The organism is Nocardia vaccinii NBRC 15922 (assembly GCF_001613305.1).
Lineage (GTDB): Bacteria > Actinomycetota > Actinomycetes > Mycobacteriales > Mycobacteriaceae > Nocardia > Nocardia vaccinii.
In genome coordinates, this window is record NZ_BDCC01000059.1 from 1 (window position 1) to 17,785 (window position 17,785).

General features: G+C 64.8%; 17 protein-coding genes. 13 read left to right on the forward strand and 4 right to left on the reverse strand.

What is annotated here, in order from left to right:
* The first annotated feature begins 228 nt into the window (after positions 1–228).
* Entirely contained in the window at positions 229–552 is a 324-nt protein-coding gene (locus NV1_RS30865) for a 2Fe-2S iron-sulfur cluster-binding protein (protein WP_067899430.1), read from the forward strand.
* On the opposite strand, the gene NV1_RS30870 is transcribed toward NV1_RS30865, so the two are convergent.
* Positions 518–1,402 (reverse strand): helix-turn-helix transcriptional regulator, encoded by an 885-nt coding sequence (locus tag NV1_RS30870; RefSeq protein WP_169813446.1) that lies wholly within the window; start codon positions 1,400–1,402, stop codon positions 518–520. The genes NV1_RS30865 and NV1_RS30870 overlap by 35 nt on opposite strands.
* A 44-nt stretch (positions 1,403–1,446) precedes the next feature.
* Complete coding sequence (locus NV1_RS30875) at positions 1,447–2,784, reverse strand: LuxR C-terminal-related transcriptional regulator (protein WP_245714005.1); 1,338 nt, start codon at positions 2,782–2,784, stop codon at positions 1,447–1,449.
* Positions 2,785–2,832: 48 nt separating this feature from the next.
* On the opposite strand from NV1_RS30875, the gene NV1_RS30880 reads away from it, so the two are divergent.
* The 5 genes from NV1_RS30880 (at position 2,833) to NV1_RS30900 (ending at position 8,030) form a co-directional block, all read left to right on the forward strand.
* A complete protein-coding gene (locus tag NV1_RS30880) occupies positions 2,833–3,285 on the forward strand; it encodes a MaoC family dehydratase (RefSeq protein ID WP_067899434.1) in 453 nt (150 codons plus the stop codon).
* Complete coding sequence (locus NV1_RS30885) at positions 3,282–4,175, forward strand: HpcH/HpaI aldolase/citrate lyase family protein (RefSeq protein ID WP_067899661.1); 894 nt, start codon at positions 3,282–3,284, stop codon at positions 4,173–4,175. The genes NV1_RS30880 and NV1_RS30885 overlap by 4 nt, the downstream gene beginning before the upstream one ends.
* A gap of 386 nt (positions 4,176–4,561) precedes the next feature.
* Positions 4,562–6,256 carry an AMP-binding protein gene (locus tag NV1_RS30890; protein ID WP_067899664.1) on the forward strand — a complete coding sequence of 565 codons (1,695 nt, stop codon included), beginning with the start codon at positions 4,562–4,564 and terminating at the stop codon, positions 6,254–6,256.
* A gap of 11 nt (positions 6,257–6,267) precedes the next feature.
* Positions 6,268–7,056 (forward strand): PaaI family thioesterase, encoded by a 789-nt coding sequence (locus NV1_RS30895; RefSeq protein WP_307630556.1) that lies wholly within the window; start codon positions 6,268–6,270, stop codon positions 7,054–7,056.
* A complete protein-coding gene (locus NV1_RS30900; protein ID WP_067899438.1) occupies positions 7,053–8,030 on the forward strand; it encodes a zinc-binding dehydrogenase in 978 nt (325 codons plus the stop codon). The genes NV1_RS30895 and NV1_RS30900 overlap by 4 nt, the downstream gene beginning before the upstream one ends.
* A 106-nt stretch (positions 8,031–8,136) precedes the next feature.
* Here the strand turns inward: NV1_RS30900 and NV1_RS30905 are convergent, their stop codons facing one another.
* Positions 8,137–8,553 carry a MaoC/PaaZ C-terminal domain-containing protein gene (locus tag NV1_RS30905; protein WP_067899439.1) on the reverse strand — a complete coding sequence of 139 codons (417 nt, stop codon included), beginning with the start codon at positions 8,551–8,553 and terminating at the stop codon, positions 8,137–8,139.
* The gene (locus NV1_RS30910) at positions 8,553–9,014 is read right to left on the reverse strand and encodes an FAS1-like dehydratase domain-containing protein (protein ID WP_067899441.1); all 462 of its coding nucleotides are present in this window, start codon (positions 9,012–9,014) and stop codon (positions 8,553–8,555) included. Before NV1_RS30910 ends, NV1_RS30905 begins: the two co-directional genes overlap by 1 nt.
* Before the next feature lie 67 nt (positions 9,015–9,081).
* Between NV1_RS30910 and NV1_RS30915 the strand changes: the two genes are divergently transcribed.
* The 7 genes from NV1_RS30915 (at position 9,082) to NV1_RS30945 (ending at position 17,750) form a co-directional block, all read left to right on the forward strand.
* The gene (locus tag NV1_RS30915; protein WP_067899666.1) at positions 9,082–10,260 is read left to right on the forward strand and encodes an acyl-CoA dehydrogenase family protein; all 1,179 of its coding nucleotides are present in this window, start codon (positions 9,082–9,084) and stop codon (positions 10,258–10,260) included.
* Between the two features lie 13 nt (positions 10,261–10,273).
* Positions 10,274–12,226, forward strand: a complete 1,953-nt coding sequence (locus tag NV1_RS30920) for an AMP-binding protein (RefSeq protein WP_067899443.1) — start codon at positions 10,274–10,276, stop codon at positions 12,224–12,226.
* 9 nt (positions 12,227–12,235) lie between these two features.
* Positions 12,236–13,303, forward strand: coding sequence for an acyl-CoA dehydrogenase family protein (locus NV1_RS30925; protein WP_067899445.1), 1,068 nt, complete (start codon positions 12,236–12,238; stop codon positions 13,301–13,303).
* A gap of 64 nt (positions 13,304–13,367) precedes the next feature.
* Positions 13,368–14,534, forward strand: a complete 1,167-nt coding sequence (locus tag NV1_RS30930) for an acyl-CoA dehydrogenase family protein (RefSeq protein WP_067899448.1) — start codon at positions 13,368–13,370, stop codon at positions 14,532–14,534.
* Entirely contained in the window at positions 14,534–15,322 is a 789-nt protein-coding gene (locus tag NV1_RS30935) for an SDR family NAD(P)-dependent oxidoreductase (protein ID WP_067899451.1), read from the forward strand. Before NV1_RS30930 ends, NV1_RS30935 begins: the two co-directional genes overlap by 1 nt.
* Positions 15,322–16,521, forward strand: coding sequence for a thiolase family protein (locus NV1_RS30940; RefSeq protein WP_067899453.1), 1,200 nt, complete (start codon positions 15,322–15,324; stop codon positions 16,519–16,521). The genes NV1_RS30935 and NV1_RS30940 overlap by 1 nt, the downstream gene beginning before the upstream one ends.
* Positions 16,521–17,750 carry an acetyl-CoA hydrolase/transferase family protein gene (locus NV1_RS30945; RefSeq protein WP_067899455.1) on the forward strand — a complete coding sequence of 410 codons (1,230 nt, stop codon included), beginning with the start codon at positions 16,521–16,523 and terminating at the stop codon, positions 17,748–17,750. The genes NV1_RS30940 and NV1_RS30945 overlap by 1 nt, the downstream gene beginning before the upstream one ends.
* Positions 17,751–17,785 lie beyond the last annotated feature (35 nt).

The window sequence follows — 17,785 nt, forward strand, 5'->3', positions numbered from 1 at the left end:
GGTCTTTTCCTCGTTCGACGATCGGGAAGTGGTTCCCAGCGTGTCAGCGCGGTGGGTGAGTCACATCACACCGGCGCCGGAAGAGTGTCGGCAGAAAGGGTGATTTGCCGGGTGGGGATCATCCTGATGACCGGTAGTAATCGGCCGTCGTGGGGACGTCGGGGCCCTCGGTGCTTCGCAGACTGGATTCGCTGTTAGTCAGCGCTTCATCTGTCGAAGGAGGAACCCATGCCCACCGTTGTTTATCGATTGCCCGATGGCTCGGCTAGTTCGGTCGATGTCCCGGCGGGGCAGACAGTGATGGACGGATCCGTACGCAACAACCTGCCCGGGATAGTCGCCGAGTGTGGTGGTAGCTGCTCGTGCGCTACCTGTCATGTGTATGTCGAAGCCGAATCCGCCGAGGCGTTCGACGAGGCGTCGATGGAGGAACAGGATCTGCTCGAATTCCTCGATGCAGCGCGGCCTTGCTCACGGTTGTCATGTCAGTTGGTGCTGCGGGCGGACATGGAGACAATCACGGTGACGGTGGCGGAAGCGAACGGTTTGTGAGAGCGGCATGGCGGGCGATCAACTCCCTTCGGTTCGTCGCCCCCAGCTTCCGTAGGATCCGTTTGACATGAGATTTCACTGTATCGACAGTGATGACCAGTTCGGTGGCGACGGCTGTGTTGGATGCGCCCTCGAGTATCAGGCGCAGAACCTCGCTCTCCCGCTCGGTCAGCGGTTCCCCCCACGGGGTAGGGGGAGCAGATTCCGTTTCGCTCTGTGAGACCTTGTTTTGATGTTCGCGTGCGATCCCACTGGAGCGCAATAATTCGAGCTGCCTTGCCCGGCGGGCCGACAAGCCCAGTCGACGCAGGCAGTTACCGAGCATCTCCAGCAACAGAGTAGCTGAATCATGCTGTGCAGCTGCGAGTTTCCCGGTTATGTGCACGAGAACCACCGGGATCTCGTCGACCGAAACGGCGATGACCGTGCAGCCCTGAGGAAACAGGTCCCTCAGCTCGGGTGCAGGTTGGTAGTCGAACGAGCTGTTTCCCGAAACAACCGCACGCGACTCCGCCGAATCCGGATGCCAACGATAGCTCGCCGGAATCGTGCTCGCGCCGCCGGATTCGTAGCTCGCGATGGGTCGTGCTCGACCGGATTCGATACTGGAGGCGAGAACGAGCCTCGCGGAGCAAATACCGGCCAGTGCCGCGCAGGTGCGGCGCAACAGTTCGGCACTGGAAGTGGCTGTCACGAGGTCTGTAACCGCTTGCTGCAGGCGTCCGACAGCGCAACGATGCACGTCGATCTCCCTTTCTCGCAGCGCTTGTTCGTGTTCGAGGAGATCGGCGAGTTGACGACCGAGCCCGGCCAGCCGGGGGCCGGAAGCGGTACGCATCGCGGCGATCACATCCTCGGTTGTCGGGTGATCGCAGTGGTCGCCCGGTGGCGAGCTCATGCCGAAGGATCCGGCTGCATTCGGCGGCCGGCGTACAGTGCCGCGGCTTCCGCCCTGGTCGCGACGCCGATCTTTCGGAATATGCGCTGCACATGTGATTTCACCGTGCCGTCGGAAATGCACAACCTGTGCGATATCGCCGCATTGGTGGCGCCGGTGGCGATCAGTGCCAGCACCTCCCTTTCGCGCGCCGTCAGCGACGTCACGTAATCCGTTGTGTGCGAGGTATATTCGCGATAGTCGGAAAGATCGGCGGTCGGCCCCCCCAGGTTGTCCAGGGTTACGTCGGTGTTTTCGAGTTCACGTAACGCGCGGCCGAGTTTGTCCAGCTCGGCGGCGGTGCGTCGATTCTGTTCAGCGATCGCCGTCCGCAATCGCGACGACTCCATCGATAACGCGCATGCCTGTGCCAGGCTGGTGATCAGGTGGAAGTCGGCCTCGTTCAGGTCGTTGTAGTGCCGGTCGACATGAACGATCGCGACCGCACGGTCCGCCACGACGATCGGTACGGCGAGATACCCCGCAGGGCGGCTCAGATCCAACAGTGGACGATAGGTGTGGCGGTTGATTTCGGAAGGTCCTACCGCGTAGGAGCGGCGGCGTCGAACCAGTTCCGCTTCCCGCGGCGCGTCGCGCAGGGGAATCGCCCTGCCGTCGACGGCGGCGACCAGAGGAGCGAAAGTGGCGCCGAGCTCGGGGTTTACCGAGACCGTCACCGGCGACCAGCACGATCCGGAGACCACCGAATACATGGCCTTGCCATAGCCGAGCGCGGTACACAGCTCGCGGGTCAACACCCGCGACAGCGTGGCTCCGGGTGCGTTGTCGATTTCGCGCACAACCCGCGCCAAGCCGCCGAACTGTTTGCTGTGCACGCGCATACGTCGCGCGATATCCGCCCGTATGGCCTGGTCGACGGTGGTGAGGATGGTCGCGACCTCCAGGGTGATCTCCCGCGACGGAAGTCCGGCGCGCAACGCGTTGCTGGCGTAGTCGCGTACCAGGGATAGGCTCGGGTTGAACTCCTGGAGTCGCAGCAGTTCCGGCTCCGGGCCGATCGCCTGCAGTAACTGTGCGAATGCTCGCTCTGCGACATTGGCGTCGTCCGCAGGGCGAATCGGCATCGTCGCTGATTGCACAGCCACTGTCCACTCCTCGAGCAAGTCGTCACCGACGCGCGGCGGTGGATCGTCGGCGACGACGTCATGTGACTCAACCCACACCTTATCAGGTATATGGTATGTCCATAAACACCCGATCGACATGCAGTCCTGCGGTGGCGATGGACCGCCGGCTCTGAGTCCGGCAGCGGCGGCATTGACCCTTCTGGTCAATTGGTCGTACCATATGACAATTAATTGGTCGACTTGGAGGTAGACAACGTGGCTGGTGTGTGGTTCGACGAGCTATCGGTCGGGCAGAGGTTCGAGCATGCGATTCGGCGTACGGTCACCGAGACGGACAACGTCCTCTTCACTGCGATGACGCACAATCCGGCGCTTCTGCATCTCGACGAGGAGTACATGAAGGGCACGCAGTTCGGGCAGCGAATTGTGAACAGTGCCTTCACGCTGGGGCTGATGGTGGGCATCTCGGTCGGTGACACCACGCTGGGAACGGCGGTAGCGAACCTCGGCTGGGATGAGGTGCGCTTTCCCAGGCCGCTGTTCCACGGCGACACCATCCATGTGGTGACCGAGGTCCTCGAATTGCGCGATTCCAAGTCGCGGCCGGACCAGGGCATCGTGGTGTTCCTGCACCAGGCGTTCAATCAGCACGACGTGCTGGTCGCCTCATGCAAGCGGTCTGGCCTGCAGCGGAGGAGGCCGCGATGACCGCCCCGATCCGCTCGTTTCTGTTCGTACCGGGCGACAGCGAGAAGAAGATCGCCAAGGTCCCCGACTCGTCGGCGGATGCGGTGATCTTGGATCTGGAAGATGCCGTGAGCGCCGGACGGAAATCCGTGGCGAGGCGCATGGTGTCGGACTTCATCGCCGCCGGTTCGGTCGCCGAGCGAGGTCCGCAACTGTGGGTGCGGATCAATCCGATCGAATCCGAGTACGCGTTATCGGATCTGGTTGCGGTGGTCGGTTCGCGACCGGCCGGCATCATGATTCCCAAGATCGACGAACCGGTCGACGTTCTGCGCGTGCACCACTATCTCGAGGCGCTGGAGTCCGCGCACGGTCTGCCCTTGGGGGGTATTCGAGTGCTGCCAGTGGCGACGGAGACGCCGATCGCGCCTTTCCGCCTCGGCGATTTCGCCGCTGCCGGGATTGCTCGTTTGTATGGAATGACTTGGGGTGCGGAAGATCTCAGTGCGGCCCTCGGTGCTTCGACGAATCTCGGGCCCGACGGCACCTGGGCCACCACTTATCGGCTGGTGCGATCGCTGCTGCTGATGGGTGCTCGGGCCGCGGGCGTCGAGGCCGTCGAGACGCTGTATGTGGACATCCGTGACAACGACGGCCTGGCCGAATCCTCTCGCCGTGCCCGCGCCGAGGGATTCAGCGGGCGAATCGCCATTCATCCCGGCCAGGTCGATACGATCAATACCGCCTTCACGCCTTCACTCGAGGAGGTCGAGTTCGCGCAGCGCGTCGTCGAAGCATTCTCGTCCGATGTGGGAACCATCGCACTCGATGGGAAGATGCTCGATCTGCCACATTTGAAGCAAGCGGAGCGGATCCTGGCTCTGGCGGGTCGTGTTACGGCTGGCCGGTAATCGATCGTCGTCCTATCGGGGTGCTGTATCGAGGTTGCTTGGAGCAAGTCGTATTGCGGCAGTTGTTCTCTTGCTGCCGGGCCCGGTTCGAATGCGCGCACTGCCGTCGTTCTCGGCAGGGTCCGGAGGGTGCGCCCGCACGTTCGGTGAGAGAGGCGTCACGCATATGTCGGCGAACTGAACGGTCTGTGATTTGACGAACCTTCCTGCCGAACTTGTGGCGACACTCGCGACAATCTTGCTTGAGTGCCTGTTCATGAGCCATTTCGGCGGTCGCGCGCATGTTCTGCGTCAGCGAGGTCGAGGCGACGAAGGGTTGCGAGTTTAGGTCTAACCATTCTAATCTTTGGGCATAGCGTGCGACGCACTGATAGAGGATGGGCACCATGAGCAGCGAGCGGAATCGCGGCAGATACACCTGGGCGCAGATCGATGAGTTCTATGCGAGCGGTCAGTGGGCCGACGTCAACTTCACCGAACTGTTGCGATCACAGGCCGAGGCCAAGCCGGACAAGGTGTTCGTGACCGACGGTACCTATGCTCTGACGTTCGCAGAGCTCTACGACTCTGCCGAACGGCTCGCGCTGGGGCTGCACCGGCGCGGGTTGCGTGCTGGCGATCGCGTGGCTGTGCAGTTGCCGAACTGGACCGCCTTCGTGGTGGCCGCGGCCGCGCTGGCGCGGATCGGTGCGGTGACCGTCCCGGTCATGCCGATTTATCGGAAAGACGAAGTGTCCCATGTAGTTTCGGACGCCTTGGTCCGAATGGCCATCGTTCCGTTCGAGTTCAAGGGCTTCGACTACCTGTCGATGTACGAGCGGATTCGTCAGGACAGCGACACCCTCGAGGCGATCGTGGCGGTGCGCGCATCGGACGATGCCCGTGAATCACTGGCCGAACGGCGGATCGAGGTACTCGAGGATCTCATCATCGGCGCCGTCGATCCCGCACAGGTCGAGGCCGAGCTCGATGTCCGGGCGCACCCGGACGACCCGTTCGTCATCGTCTACACGTCCGGAACGACGTCGCGTCCTAAAGGGTGTGTGCACACCTTCAACACCTATGCCTCGGGAGCGCGGGCGCTGGTGGAGGCTTTCGAGCACGGTGAGGCCGACGTCCAGTTCGGTCCCTCGCCGATCACGCATACGACCGGTCTGGTGACCAGCGTGCTGATTCCTTTGATCGCGGGTGCATCGACACACCTGATGGCGGAGTGGAATCCGGTGCGCGGCTTGGCCGAGATCCAGCGCTTCGGATGTACTGCCGCGGTCACGGCGACGACTTTTCTGCAGACTCTGGTAGTAGCCGCCGAGGAACATCCGGAGTTCGACCTGTCGACTCTTCGGGTTTGGGTCTGTGCGGGAGCGCCGATCCCGGCCGCGGTCGTGGAGCACGCGAAGGCCGAACTCCCCACTACCACTGTGCTGTCGCTCTATGGGCGCAGCGAAAATCTGTCGACAACCACCTGCCGCATCAACGGAGATCCGCGGCGCGCGATCACCTCCGACGGCGCCGCATTGCCGGGGGCCGAGGTCAAGATCGTCGGGTCGGAGGGTGCGGAGTTGCCCCGAGGCGCCGAGGGCGACATCGCCTACCGCGGGCCGTCGCACATGATCGAGTATCTGAATCGCCCCGAGGAGACCGCCGAACTGTTCACCCCGGACGGCTTCTCGCGTTCAGGTGATCTCGGCGTCATGGACGACACCGGATACGTGCGGGTCACCGGCCGCACCAAGGACATCGTGATCCGTGGCGGGATGAATATCAGTGTTCGCGAGGTCGAGGACAAACTGGCCGATCATCCGGATCTGGTCGCACTCGCCGTAGTAGGTATGCCCGATGCGAGGCTGGGAGAGAAAGTGTGCTGTTATGTGGTTGCGAAGGAGGGGCACACCGCGCCGACGGTGGAGGAACTGCGTGCATACCTGACGGATCGGGGTGTCGCCGTCCAGAAGACCCCGGAGCGTGTCATCGCAATCGATGAACTGCCGATGACTGCGACCGGGAAGATTCAGAAGCACCTGCTGCGCATGCGGATCGCAGCGGAACTCAACCAGCCCACAGCGGCGGGCGCTCGTTGAGCGTGACGCCCGTGCCCACTCCAGATTTTCTGGTCAGCGGAGCCGAGGCGCTGGTTCGCGTTGGTGCGGTGAGCCTGTCCCCACAGTGGGCGGAGCTGACCGTGGAATCGGGCCCGTGGTTGCTGGATCCGGTGGCGGGCTTCAGCCGGGGCGCTCTGGGAGTTCCGCTCGACGATGTCACCGGTTATATCGTCGCGGCCGGCTCGCCGCGGGACCGGTGGCCGGTCAGTCTCGGTATTCGGCTCGACTTCCTTGCGGATCCGCCGGTCGACGGATCACGGCTGGCCGTCACGGGTGAGCTGGTCGCCAGGAACGATCGGGGTGGCCTGACTCGCGGCGTGCTAGCCGACGCGACAGGCGCCGCCATCGCGTTGATCACCCAGCGATCGCATCTCGTATCGGTAAGCGGACCGCCGACTGCCCCCGCGGTGCCGTTCACCGCACCCCCGAACACCACGACAATCCGCGAATCCTTGGGCATTCGCGATGCCGGGCGCGGCGTCGTCGAGATGCCCGCTACGGCATTGGCGGCCAACGGAATCGGCAATGTGCACGGCGGAATCCTCATCTGCGCATCGGAATTCGCCGCTCTTTCGGTGCTCGGCGCGAAAGGCGACTACCGCAGCACGAGTATCGATATCGTCTTCGTGCGGCCGGGTCATGCCGAGGATGTGACGACATTCTGTGCCGAGGTCGTGCACAGCGCGCGTTCGCTCGCGGTGGTACGTGTCACCGCCTCGAACTCGTCGGACAAGGCGTGCGCCGTTGCGACCGTAACCGCGCAGCGGGTGAATCCATGAGAGCGATCGTCATGTCGGCGTTCGGCGGACCGGAAGTCCTGCGCTGCTGCTGGGCCGAAGAGCCGGCTCCCCGTCCCGGCTGGGTGACGGTCGAATTGCGAGCGAGTGCGTTGAACTGGCACGACGTCCTGGTGCGTCGTGGCCGATATCTGTCTCCGCTGCCACACACGCCCGGTGCGGACGGCGCGGGCGTGCGCACCGATACCGGTGAAGAGGTGGTGATTGCGCCCTCGCTGTTCTGGGGTGATCACATCGACGCTCCCGCAGCGAGTTTCGAGATACTGGGCGACCGGACGCCGGGGACCTATGCCGAGCGCATCGCCGTGCCGGAGGAATGCCTGGCGCCCAAGCCGGCCGCCTTTTCGTGGGAAGAGGCGGCGGCGCTACCACTGGTCGGTGTCACCTCTTATCGCGCGCTCGTGACTCGCGCTGGGCTCGGTGCGGGCGAATCACTGCTCATCATCGGTGCGGGCGGCGGTGTTTCCACCATGGCGTTGTCGCTCGCGACCGCCCTCGGAGCACAGACCTTCGTTACCGCATCGACGGAGGAGAAGCTGGCCAGGGCTCGCAACAGTGGTGCCGCCGGGGGCGTTCTGCATGTTCGCGACGACTGGCCGGCGCAGGCGAGAGCGTTGTCCCCGAACGGCGACGGTTTCGATGTGATCCTGGATCCGGTTGGACTGTGGGAACGGTCCATTCAGGCATTGCGGCCCGGCGGGCGCCTGGTCGTCCTGGGTGCCAATGTTGCCGAACAGGCCACTATGGACGTTCGCAGCTTCTTCTTCGGCCAGTACAGCTTGCTGGGTACCACGATGGGCGGTCCGGGCGATTTCCGTAGTCTGCTCAATCTCGTCTCGACTGGCGTGGTCGCCCCGCCGACCATCGCGGATGTCTATCCGCTCGGCGATGCCGCCGAGGCGCATCGCAGGCTGGAGGCCGGCGGCGAATTCGGCAAGATCGTTCTGGTTCCCTAGACAGCGCGACGCTCGAGCGGGTGATGGCAGGTCGCGCCGGGCGGCACAGCCTGCGGTCTTCCTGACATCACCCGCTTCGGCCGGCGGAACTCATCCGCCCGAAACGTCAGTCCGGCAGGGAAACTCGTACCTGCGCGGCACCGCTGATCACAACGCGATCGGCGGATTTCGCGTGCACGGACAACGTAGCGGTAGCGGTGACCGGGTCGACCGATTCGACCCGGCCGCCGAGTTCGAGTGTCTCGCCGATGCGCAGTGGTGAGGCGAAACGCACCGAGTACGAGACCATGTGTTCGACGTGAACCAGGTCGGCGACCCAGGCGGCGAGCATGCCGGCCTGCATCTGGCCCATCGAGATGACACCGGGTAGTCCGGCGCGGACAGCATAGTCGGCATCGTGATGCAGCGGATTGAAATCGCCACCCGCACCGGCGAATCGGACGATGTCGGTCTGGGTGACCGGCCCGATTCGTCGCGGCTCGAGCTCTTGTTCGGCTGTCAGTGTGACAGGGGTGCGAGACATCATGCGCCTCTCTCGATCAGGACTTCGCGTTGTGTCACAACCGTGTCACCCGCCTCGTCGATCCAGTCCGTCTCGAGGGTGACCAGGCGCATCACGCCGCCGCGCTTACCTGCCTTCGTGGTATCGCCGGCGACTCGCCGGGTTCCGGTGAGGCGGTCGCCAACGACCGGCGGGCGCGTGTAGTGCCACTCCATCGAGCCCAACACCACCCGCTCGATGGCCAATCCGAGTGCCTGCACGAACTGTTGCTGATTTCGATGATGGCCAGCGACCACCACATGGGTCGGGGTTGCCGGGATGCTCGCGAATCCCGCGGTCGTGGCGGCTTCTTCGCTGGTGTGTATCGCGTCGGCCGCGTGTGTTGCGGTGGTGAATTCTTGCACCTTACCGGCCTCCACCTCGAACGATACGACGTCGAGGACGGTGCCGGCGGGCAACGCCCGAGCCGGGGGGCTCGTCATGGGGTACCTCCCTGGATTTTTTGGTCTGACCTATTGTAACGTTGGTCCTTAGCATGTGGAGGTGCCGATGGAACTGAGCGATTCGCCGGAGGAAGCGCGATTCCGCTCGCGCATTCGTGACTGGCTGAGCGAGACCCTGCCGACGCTGCCGTGGCCGGAACCGGCGCGGCTCGAGGACAAGCGCGGTTTCTGGTCGGTGTGGCAGCGGAAACTGTTCGAGGCCGGCTTCGCCGGTCTGTCATGGCCCCCCGAATACGGTGGTGCCGGTGCCGACGCGAAGATCAAGGCCATCTTCAACGAGGAGATGGATCGCGCGGGCGCCCCGGAGCGGCTCAATATCATCGGCGAGGACTTCGCGGGACCCACGATCGTCGCCTTCGGCAATATCGAGCAGAAGCAGCGGTACCTGCAGCCGATCCTGGAGGGCAAGGAGATCTGGTGCCAGCTGTTCTCCGAACCGGAATCCGGGTCCGATCTCGCGTCGTTGCGGACTAAAGCGACCAGGGTCGACGATGGCTGGAAAATTCAGGGACAGAAGATCTGGACCTCCCGGGCGCAGGTTGCCGACAACGCGATCCTGCTGGCCCGCACCGGCGGCGGTGATCGCCACAGGGGCATCACATACTTCCTGCTGCCGATGTCGGCGGAAGGGGTGACTGTACGCCCGCTCGCGCACATGCTGGGCGAGGCGGAATTCAACGAGGTGTTCCTCGATGACGTCTTTCTGCCTGACGATGCCGTGGTGGGCGAGGTCGACGGCGGCTGGAAAGTCGCGATGGGGACCCTGGCCTTCGAACGCGTCGGGATCGCAACGGGGCGGGTCAACACCACCAGGGCGGTCGCCGATCTGATCGAACAGGTCAAACGCATGATCGACGACGACGGCAAACCTCTGAGCGCCACACCCGAGATCCGACACCGCATCGCCGACCTCTACGGTCGCGCGCTGATCCACTACCTCATCGGGCAGCGAGTCATTACAGGTGCGGCATCCGGGCAGCCGCCGGGCCCGGTCACCTCCATCGGCAAGTTGTATTTCTGTCCCTTGGTCGAGGACATCGCCGATTTCGGGCTCGAACTGACTGAATTCGGCGGACAGTTCGGTCTCGCCGAGGATGCCGACGCCGATCAGCAGCGCTGGCTGCGGCTCGCGTATCAGGCACGTGGAACCGCCATCGCCGGCGGGTCGACTTTCATTCAACGCAACATCGCTGCCGAGCGTGTGCTCGGAATGCCTCGCAGCTGAGAAAGGCGGCGTGATGAGCACCTACGTGTGGAATCCAACTCCTGAATACGTCGAGAACGCGAACGTGATGCGGCTGGCGCGAGCCCAGGGCATCGACTCGATCGACGAACTTCGTCGGCGGTCGACGGCGGATGTGTCCTGGTATTGGGATGCGGCCGTGACCGACCTGAGTATCCCGTTCGCGACACCGTACGAATCGGTCCTCGACCTCTCGGCGGGCGTCGAGTTCCCGGAGTGGTTCGTGGGCGGCACTTTCAATGCGGTCGACGCCTGCCTCATCCGCTGGCTCGAAACGGCTGCCGATCGTGCTGCGATCGTGCACGAGGCGGAGGACGGCTCGGTCCACACGCTTACCTACGGCGAACTCGCTGAGCAGGTCGGGCGGGTCGCCGCAGGGCTGGTCGAACTCGGGGTGGGTGAGGGCGACGCGGTGGCCATCTATTTGCCGATGATCCCCGAGGCGGTGATCGCCTGCTACGCCGCAGCGGGGATCGGCGCGATACTCGTGCCGTTGTTCTCCGGCTTCGCCGCTGCCGCCATCGCCTCCAGGCTCAACGACGCGCAGGTCAAGGCTGTCGTCGTCGCGGACGGGACGATTCGGCGCGGGCGCAAGGTCGGCATGGCGGGCGAGCTGGCCAAGGCGCTGGCGCAGACACCCTCGGTGCGCTCGGTTGTCGCTGTCGAAAATATCGGTGACCCGGTCGATTTCGCTGGCCTGAATGTCACCGTCACGGCGTGGGGATCCCTGGTCGACGAGGCCGTCGAACCCTACGCTTTCCGCCCCTTCCCGGCCATGCAGACATTGATGCTCGGCTACACCTCCGGCACGACCGGGAAACCGAAGGGCGCGGTCCACACCCACGCCGGTTTCACGATCAAGGTCGCGACCGAGGTCGCCTACTCCTTCGATATCAACGAGGACGACATCTTCTGCTGGATCACCGATATGGGCTGGGTCATGGGTCCGCTGTCGGCGTTCGGCACCCACGCCAACGGCGCCACCCTGCTGCTCTACGAAGGTTCTCCCGACGTTCCCGATACCTGTCGGCTGTGGGATCTGGTGCAGCGGCACGAGATCACCATGCTGGGTGTCTCCCCGACGCTCATCCGTGCGCTGAAGTCGACGCCCCTCGCCGACATCGCCGCGCGGGAGCTGGGTTCGGTGTATGTGCTCGGATCGACCGGTGAGCCGTGGGATCCCGATTCCTACGACTGGCTCGCGGAGCAGGTCCTCGGTGGCCGGGTTCCGGTGATCAACTTCTCCGGCGGTACCGAGGTAGGCGGCTCGTTCCTGGCGCCCTACCCCGTGGAACCGATTCCGAGCTGCTCACTGGGCGGACCGTCGCTGGGCATGGATGTCGACGTGGTCGACGATGCCGGAAAGTCGTTGCGCGGCAGTATCGGTGAGCTCGTCTGCCGCCAGCCCTGGCCGGCGATGACCCGAGGGGTCTGGCGAGACCGGGAGCGCTACCTCGAGTCCTACTGGTCCACCTTCCCCGGAATCTGGTGCCACGGTGATTACGCCCGCGTCGACGAGGACGGGCAGTGGTACATCCTGGGCCGGTCCGACGACGTCATGAATGTCGCGGGTAAACGTTTGGCGCCTGCCGAGGTCGAATCCGTTCTGACCACCCATCCGGCGGTCGCGGAAGCCGCCGCCGTCGGGGTGCCGGATCCGAAGAAGGGCGAAAGTGTCTGGGCCTTCTGGGTTCCGCGACCGGGAGCCGCGGTCGAGGGCGTCTCCGAGGAATTGCGCCGACTGGTGGCGACCGGTGTCGGAAAGCCGTTCGCACCGGCGAAGGTCTGGGTCGTGGAGGCACTGCCGAGGACGCGGTCCGCCAAAATTCTGCGGCGCGCGGTTCGCGCTGCCGCCATCGACGCTGATCCCGGCGATCTGTCGGGTGCGGAGAATCCCGAGGCCGTGGCCGCCATCCGAGATGTCGTGCATCGCACGAGTACGAGCTGAGGAGAAGCGATGCATTGGGAACTGTCCGAGGAGCAGGAACTGTTCGCCGCATCCCTGCGCGAGTGGATTGCCGCGAAATTCCCCACCGAGACCATCCGAAAGTTGCAGTCCGACGGCGAAACGAGCCGATTCACCGACGAGCTGATCAAGGACGGCTGGTGGGGTGTCGGCTATCCGGAGGAGAACTCCGGCGAGGGGGGTGGTGTGCTCGAATTGGCGCTGGCCGCACGGGAATTCGGGCGGTCCGGGGTGCCCGACTCGCGGTGGTTGGCGGCCGCGCTGGTCGCACCCCTGCTGACCGAGCGGGAACTGGGGGAGCAGCTTGCCGGCCACCGGCGATTCGTTGCGGCGATTCGTGCCGACCGGCACCCTGCGTGGGCGCCGCTGGTCACCGCGGACGATCGCCTGACCGGCACGGTCCCCCACGTTCTCGGTGCCGGCGAAGCGGATGTCTTCGTCGTTCCGGTGACCGGTCCTGACGGGCCGGGCCTGGCGCGAGTGTCGGCATCGGACGCCGTCGTCGGGCGCGACGATCTGCTCGACCGCTCGCGCGCCGCCGGGACCGTCGAGTTCGTGAAGGCTCCGATCATCGAGATCGTCGCGGATGACGAATCATTGCTGACTCGGACCGCGAACCGTGCGGCCGTACTGGTAGCCGCCGATGCGCTCGGTAGCGCCGAGCGCATGCTCGAACTCGCCGTCGATTACAGCAAGCAGCGCAAGCAATTCGGCCGGTTCATCGGGTCGTTTCAGGCGGTCAAGCACGCGGCCGCGCAGATGCTGGTGACGGTCGAGGCCTCCTATTCGACAGCGCTGTACGCCGCTGCCGCCATCGACGCCGAAGTCGACCAAGCCCCGACGATCGCGGCCGTCGCCAAGGCTCAAGTGACCAGCACGGTGGCCGAGCTTGCGGAATCTGCGCTAACCGTCCACGGCGCGATCGGCTACACGTGGGAACACGACCTGCACCGGTACTACAAGCGCGCCAAACTCGACCGCGTTCTCTACGGCGGGCCGCGAGCCTGGAACGAGCAGATCGCGGCCGCGCTGCTCGACAAGCCGGTTGCCGCGGGCTGACATCGTTGCAATATTTGGTCAGTCCATTGTTATAGTTGTCTTAGTTGATGGATGGAGTACGGGCGTGGATTTCCAACTGACAGAGGACCAGCTCACGATTCGTGACGCGGTCGCGGAGCTGGCCGCCAAATTCGACGATCGGTACTGGCAGGACAAGGACGAGAAGCACGAATTCCCGACGGAGTTCTACAACGCCTTCGCCCAGGGTGGGTGGCTGGGCATCACCACTCCAGAGGAGTACGGCGGGTACGGCTACGGGATAACCGAGGCATCGATCCTGCTCGAGCAGGTGGCGGCGTCCGGTGCCGGCATGAACGGCGCCAGCTCGATGCACCTGTCGATCTTCGGCATGCACCCGGTGATCGTGCACGGCAGTGAAGAACTCAAGCAGCGAACCCTGCCCCGCATCGTCAGCGGTGATCTGCACGTCTGCTTCGGTGTCACCGAGCCGGGCGCCGGTCTCGACACCACCAAGATCACCACCTTCGCCAAGCGCGAGGGGGACAAGTACATCGTCAACGGGCGCAAGGTCTGGATCTCCAAGGCGGTGGAGTCGGAGAAGATTCTGCTGCTGACCCGCACGCAGAAGTTCGAGGATTCCCCGCGCAAGACCGACGGTATGACATTGTTCCTCACCGATCTGGACCGCGACAAGGTCGACATCCGGCCCATCAAGAAGATGGGCCGCAACGCGGTGACCTCCAACGAGCTGTTCATCGACAACCTGGAGATTCCCGTCGAGGACCGGGTCGGCGAGGAGGGCAAGGGCTTCACCTACATCCTCGACGGCCTCAACCCCGAGCGGATGCTGGTGGCCGCCGAAGCGCTCGGAATCGGCCGCGCCGCCCTGCGTGCTGGTGTCCGGTACGGCAACGACCGCGAGGTGTTCGGTCGCCAGATCGGCAAGAACCAGGGCATTCAATTTCCCCTCGCGGATTCGCTGGCCCGTCTCGATGCCGCGGAACTGATGCTGCGCAAGGCCACCTGGCTTTACGACAACGGCAAACCCTGTGGGCGCGAGGCGAATACGGCCAAATATCTGTGCGCCGACGCCGGCTTCGAGGCCGCCGACCGCGCGCTGCAGACCCACGGCGGCATGGGCTACTCCGAGGAGTACAACGTGTCCCGATACTTCCGGGAAGCGCGCCTGACCCGCATCGCGCCGATCAGTCAGGAAATGATCCTGAACTATCTCGGCTCCCACGTACTCGGCCTCCCGAGGAGCTACTGATGACCGATCAGACAGCCAAGAGTCCCTCCGGCGTCGAAGCCTTCCGCCTGGACGGCCGGACCGCGTTGGTCACCGGCGCCGGTGGTGGCGTCGGCGCAGCGGTCGCGGAGGCTTTCGCCGCAGCCGGCGCGGCCGTGCTGGTAACCGACATCGACAAGGACGCGGCCGTGGCCGTCAGCCAGCGAATCACCGCAGCCGGCGGTGTCGCCGAACCGTTCACCCTCGATGTGTGCGAGGGCGACAACGCCCGCCACGCGGTTGCCGCCGCCGCCCGGCTCGGTGACGGAAAGCTCAACATCCTCGTGAACAACGCGGGTGTGATCGCTCCTGCGATGTTCCCGAAGATGGACGAGGCCAAATTCCGCAAGGTTCTCGACACTCATCTCATGGGCAGCTACCACTGCAGCCACGCCGCCCTGGACTACCTGCCCGCCGACGGAACCGGTCGCATCATCAACGTGACCTCCGCTGCCGGGCTTACCGGCACGATCGGCCAAGCCAATTACGGCGCAGCCAAGGCTGCGATCATCGGTTTGACCAAATCGCTCGCGCGTGAGCTGGCCAAGCAGTCGGTGACCGTGAACGCGGTAGCACCGCTGGCCGCCACCGCGATGACCGAGAACATTCGCAGCAACGAAAAGCTCGCGACGAAGACGCTGGCGCGAATCCCGTTGGGACGCTGGGCATATCCCGACGAGATCGCTCCCACCTTCGTGTTCTTGGCCTCTGCGGCCGCCGGCTACATCACCGGCCAGGTGCTGCCCGTCGACGGCGGGACGGTGATCTGATGAGCGCACAAGTGTCGGGCCCGTTCGCGACCGCCGGTCGCGAGGTCGTCATAGCCGAGGCGGTGCGCACCCCGATCGGCAAATCCCATCCCGAGAAGGGGTGGTTCCGCGACATCCATCCCAATGCGATGCTGGCGTCGTGCTACCAGGATCTGGTCGGGCGCACTGGAATCGACCCTGCCATGGTGGAGGACCTGATCATCGGGTGTACCGCACCCTTCGGTGAGCAATCGCGAAACATCGGGCGCAATGCCTGGCTGCAGGCCGGATATCCGGCGGAGGTTCCCGCGACGACGCTGGATCGCCGGTGCGGATCGGCGCAAACCGCGGTGAATTTTGCTGCCGCGCTGGTGGCTTCAGGTGTGCACGATGTCGTCATCGCTGGTGGCGTCGAGCATATGGGGCATGTGCCGATGAATTCTCCCGCCAAGATCAGCGAGCTCTACGGGGATCCGTGGCCCGCCGCTTTGCGCGAGCGGTACGACTTCGTCACTCAGGGTGAGAGCGCGGAACTGATCGCGGAGCGCTGGGATATTTCACGAACGGAGATGGACGAGTTCGCGGTGCGGTCGCATGCGCTCGCGACCGAGGCCATCGCCGCAGGCCGCTTCGACGCCGAGATGGTGAAGATGGAACTCGACGGCGAGACCCGTACCGGAGACCAAACGGTCCGGCCGGGCACCTCGCTCGAGACGCTGGCGAACCTCGCCCCCGTCTTCCGCCGCGAGAACGGCCGGATCACCGCGGGCACCTCGAGCCCGATCTGCGACAGCGCCGCGGCGGTACTGCTGTGCACACGTGCGGCTGCCGAACGCCACGGTCTGCGCATCCGCGCGCGAATCGCCGATCAGACCACTGTTGGTGTCGATCCGATCATCATGCTCACAGGACCGATCCCCGCCACACACAAATTGCTGGAGCGCAACGGTCTCGGCGTCGCCGACATCGACCTCTTCGAGGTCAACGAGGCGTTCTCGTCGGTTGTGCTCGCATGGCAGCGGGAGTTGAAGCCCGATATGGACCGAGTCAACGTGAACGGCGGTGCGATCGCACTCGGCCACGCCGTCGGCGCCACCGGCTCGCGGCTGATCGCGACGATCCTCGCCGAGTTGGAGCGGCGCGACAGCCACCTCGGCCTGGTGACCATGTGCTGCGGCGGCGGACTGGGCACCGGGACCCTTATCGAGCGGGTGGACTGATGCTCGACTTCGGCGAGTTGCTGCGGCCGGGAATGGGGGTCTGGTGGAGCCAGGCCGCCGCGGAGCCGCGCCCATTGGTCGATCGACTGCTCGAGCAGGCGTCCGAACTCGGTCCGCTGCGCCTGTTCACCGGCCTCAGCTGGAATGATCAACTGGCGCAATCGATGTCGCCCACCGACACGATGGTTTCCTACGGCGGCCTGGGCGCGTTGCGCGAGCTCGGCGCGACCGACCGGCTCGAGGTCGTCCCCTGCCATTACTCGGCGCTGCCGCGGATGTTCGCCGAGCACCGGCTGCCGTGCGACGCCGGTCTGCTCCAAGTGTCGCCGCCGGACCGGGACGGCACGTGCTCACTGGGGATCGGCGTCGACTACATGGCCGACGCCATTGCGCATACCTCGCTGTTGTTCGCCGAGATCAACAAGCAGATGCCCGCGGTCCCCGGATCACCGCGAATTCCGTTGCGCCGCTTCGCGGCCACCCTCGAGACCGATCGGCCGCTGCAACAGGAGGAGCGTCGGCCCACCGGCGATCTCGACCGGGTGATCGCGGGTCGTATCGCCGAACTGATCGACGACGGCGACACCCTGCAGGTCGGCATCGGCTCCATGGGGGCGGCGGTTTTCGCCGCGCTGGCCGGACACCGCGATCTCGGCGTGCATACCGGAATGATTACCGATGGAGTGCTCGCGCTCATCGACAAGGGCGTCATCACCGGTGACCGCAAACAGATTGACATCGGGCTCTCTGTCGCCGGGACGGCATTGGGATCGGCCGACATGTACTCCCGAATCGGCGACCTTCCGGTGCTGTTCCGACCTACCAGTTATACCCATGCGCCGCAAGTGCTTTCGACGCTCAGCTCGCTGGTCGCGGTCAATTTCGCGATCGAGGTGGACCTCACTGGGCAAGTCGGCGCGGAGATGAGCCGGGGCACCTATCTCGGCGCGGTCGGCGGCCAGGTGGACTTCGCCCGCGCCGCCGCGCTGACCGGCAAACGATCGATCATCGCGCTCCGGTCGACGATGCGTGGACGTTCGTCGATCAAGTTCGGCCTCGACGAAGGTGTGGTTACCACCGCGCGCGCCGACGTCGACTGCGTGGTCACCGAGCACGGTGTCGCGCACCTGCGCGGCCAACCGCTGGCGGAGCGCCGCCGCCGTCTGATCGACATCGCGGCGCCGGAATTCCGGGACGAACTAGCGAGCGCAGCCCGCCTCGCATCCTGAACCCATCGAACCACTGTCTCGAAAGGAATTGACAC

What these genes read in the sequence shown, in the direction of transcription:
- NV1_RS30865 (WP_067899430.1), top strand. Translation starts at nt 229, where the DNA reads ATGCCCACCGTTGTTTATCGATTGCCCGATGGCTCGGCTAGTTCGGTC.
- NV1_RS30885 (WP_067899661.1), top strand. Translation starts at nt 3,282, where the DNA reads ATGACCGCCCCGATCCGCTCGTTTCTGTTCGTACCGGGCGACAGCGAG.
- NV1_RS30890 (WP_067899664.1), top strand. Translation starts at nt 4,562, where the DNA reads ATGAGCAGCGAGCGGAATCGCGGCAGATACACCTGGGCGCAGATCGAT.
- NV1_RS30900 (WP_067899438.1), top strand. Translation starts at nt 7,053, where the DNA reads ATGAGAGCGATCGTCATGTCGGCGTTCGGCGGACCGGAAGTCCTGCGC.
- NV1_RS30905 (WP_067899439.1), bottom strand. Translation starts at nt 8,553, where the DNA reads ATGTCTCGCACCCCTGTCACACTGACAGCCGAACAAGAGCTCGAGCCG.
- NV1_RS30910 (WP_067899441.1), bottom strand. Translation starts at nt 9,014, where the DNA reads ATGACGAGCCCCCCGGCTCGGGCGTTGCCCGCCGGCACCGTCCTCGAC.
- NV1_RS30915 (WP_067899666.1), top strand. Translation starts at nt 9,082, where the DNA reads ATGGAACTGAGCGATTCGCCGGAGGAAGCGCGATTCCGCTCGCGCATT.
- NV1_RS30920 (WP_067899443.1), top strand. Translation starts at nt 10,274, where the DNA reads ATGAGCACCTACGTGTGGAATCCAACTCCTGAATACGTCGAGAACGCG.
- NV1_RS30925 (WP_067899445.1), top strand. Translation starts at nt 12,236, where the DNA reads ATGCATTGGGAACTGTCCGAGGAGCAGGAACTGTTCGCCGCATCCCTG.
- NV1_RS30935 (WP_067899451.1), top strand. Translation starts at nt 14,534, where the DNA reads ATGACCGATCAGACAGCCAAGAGTCCCTCCGGCGTCGAAGCCTTCCGC.
- NV1_RS30940 (WP_067899453.1), top strand. Translation starts at nt 15,322, where the DNA reads ATGAGCGCACAAGTGTCGGGCCCGTTCGCGACCGCCGGTCGCGAGGTC.
- NV1_RS30945 (WP_067899455.1), top strand. Translation starts at nt 16,521, where the DNA reads ATGCTCGACTTCGGCGAGTTGCTGCGGCCGGGAATGGGGGTCTGGTGG.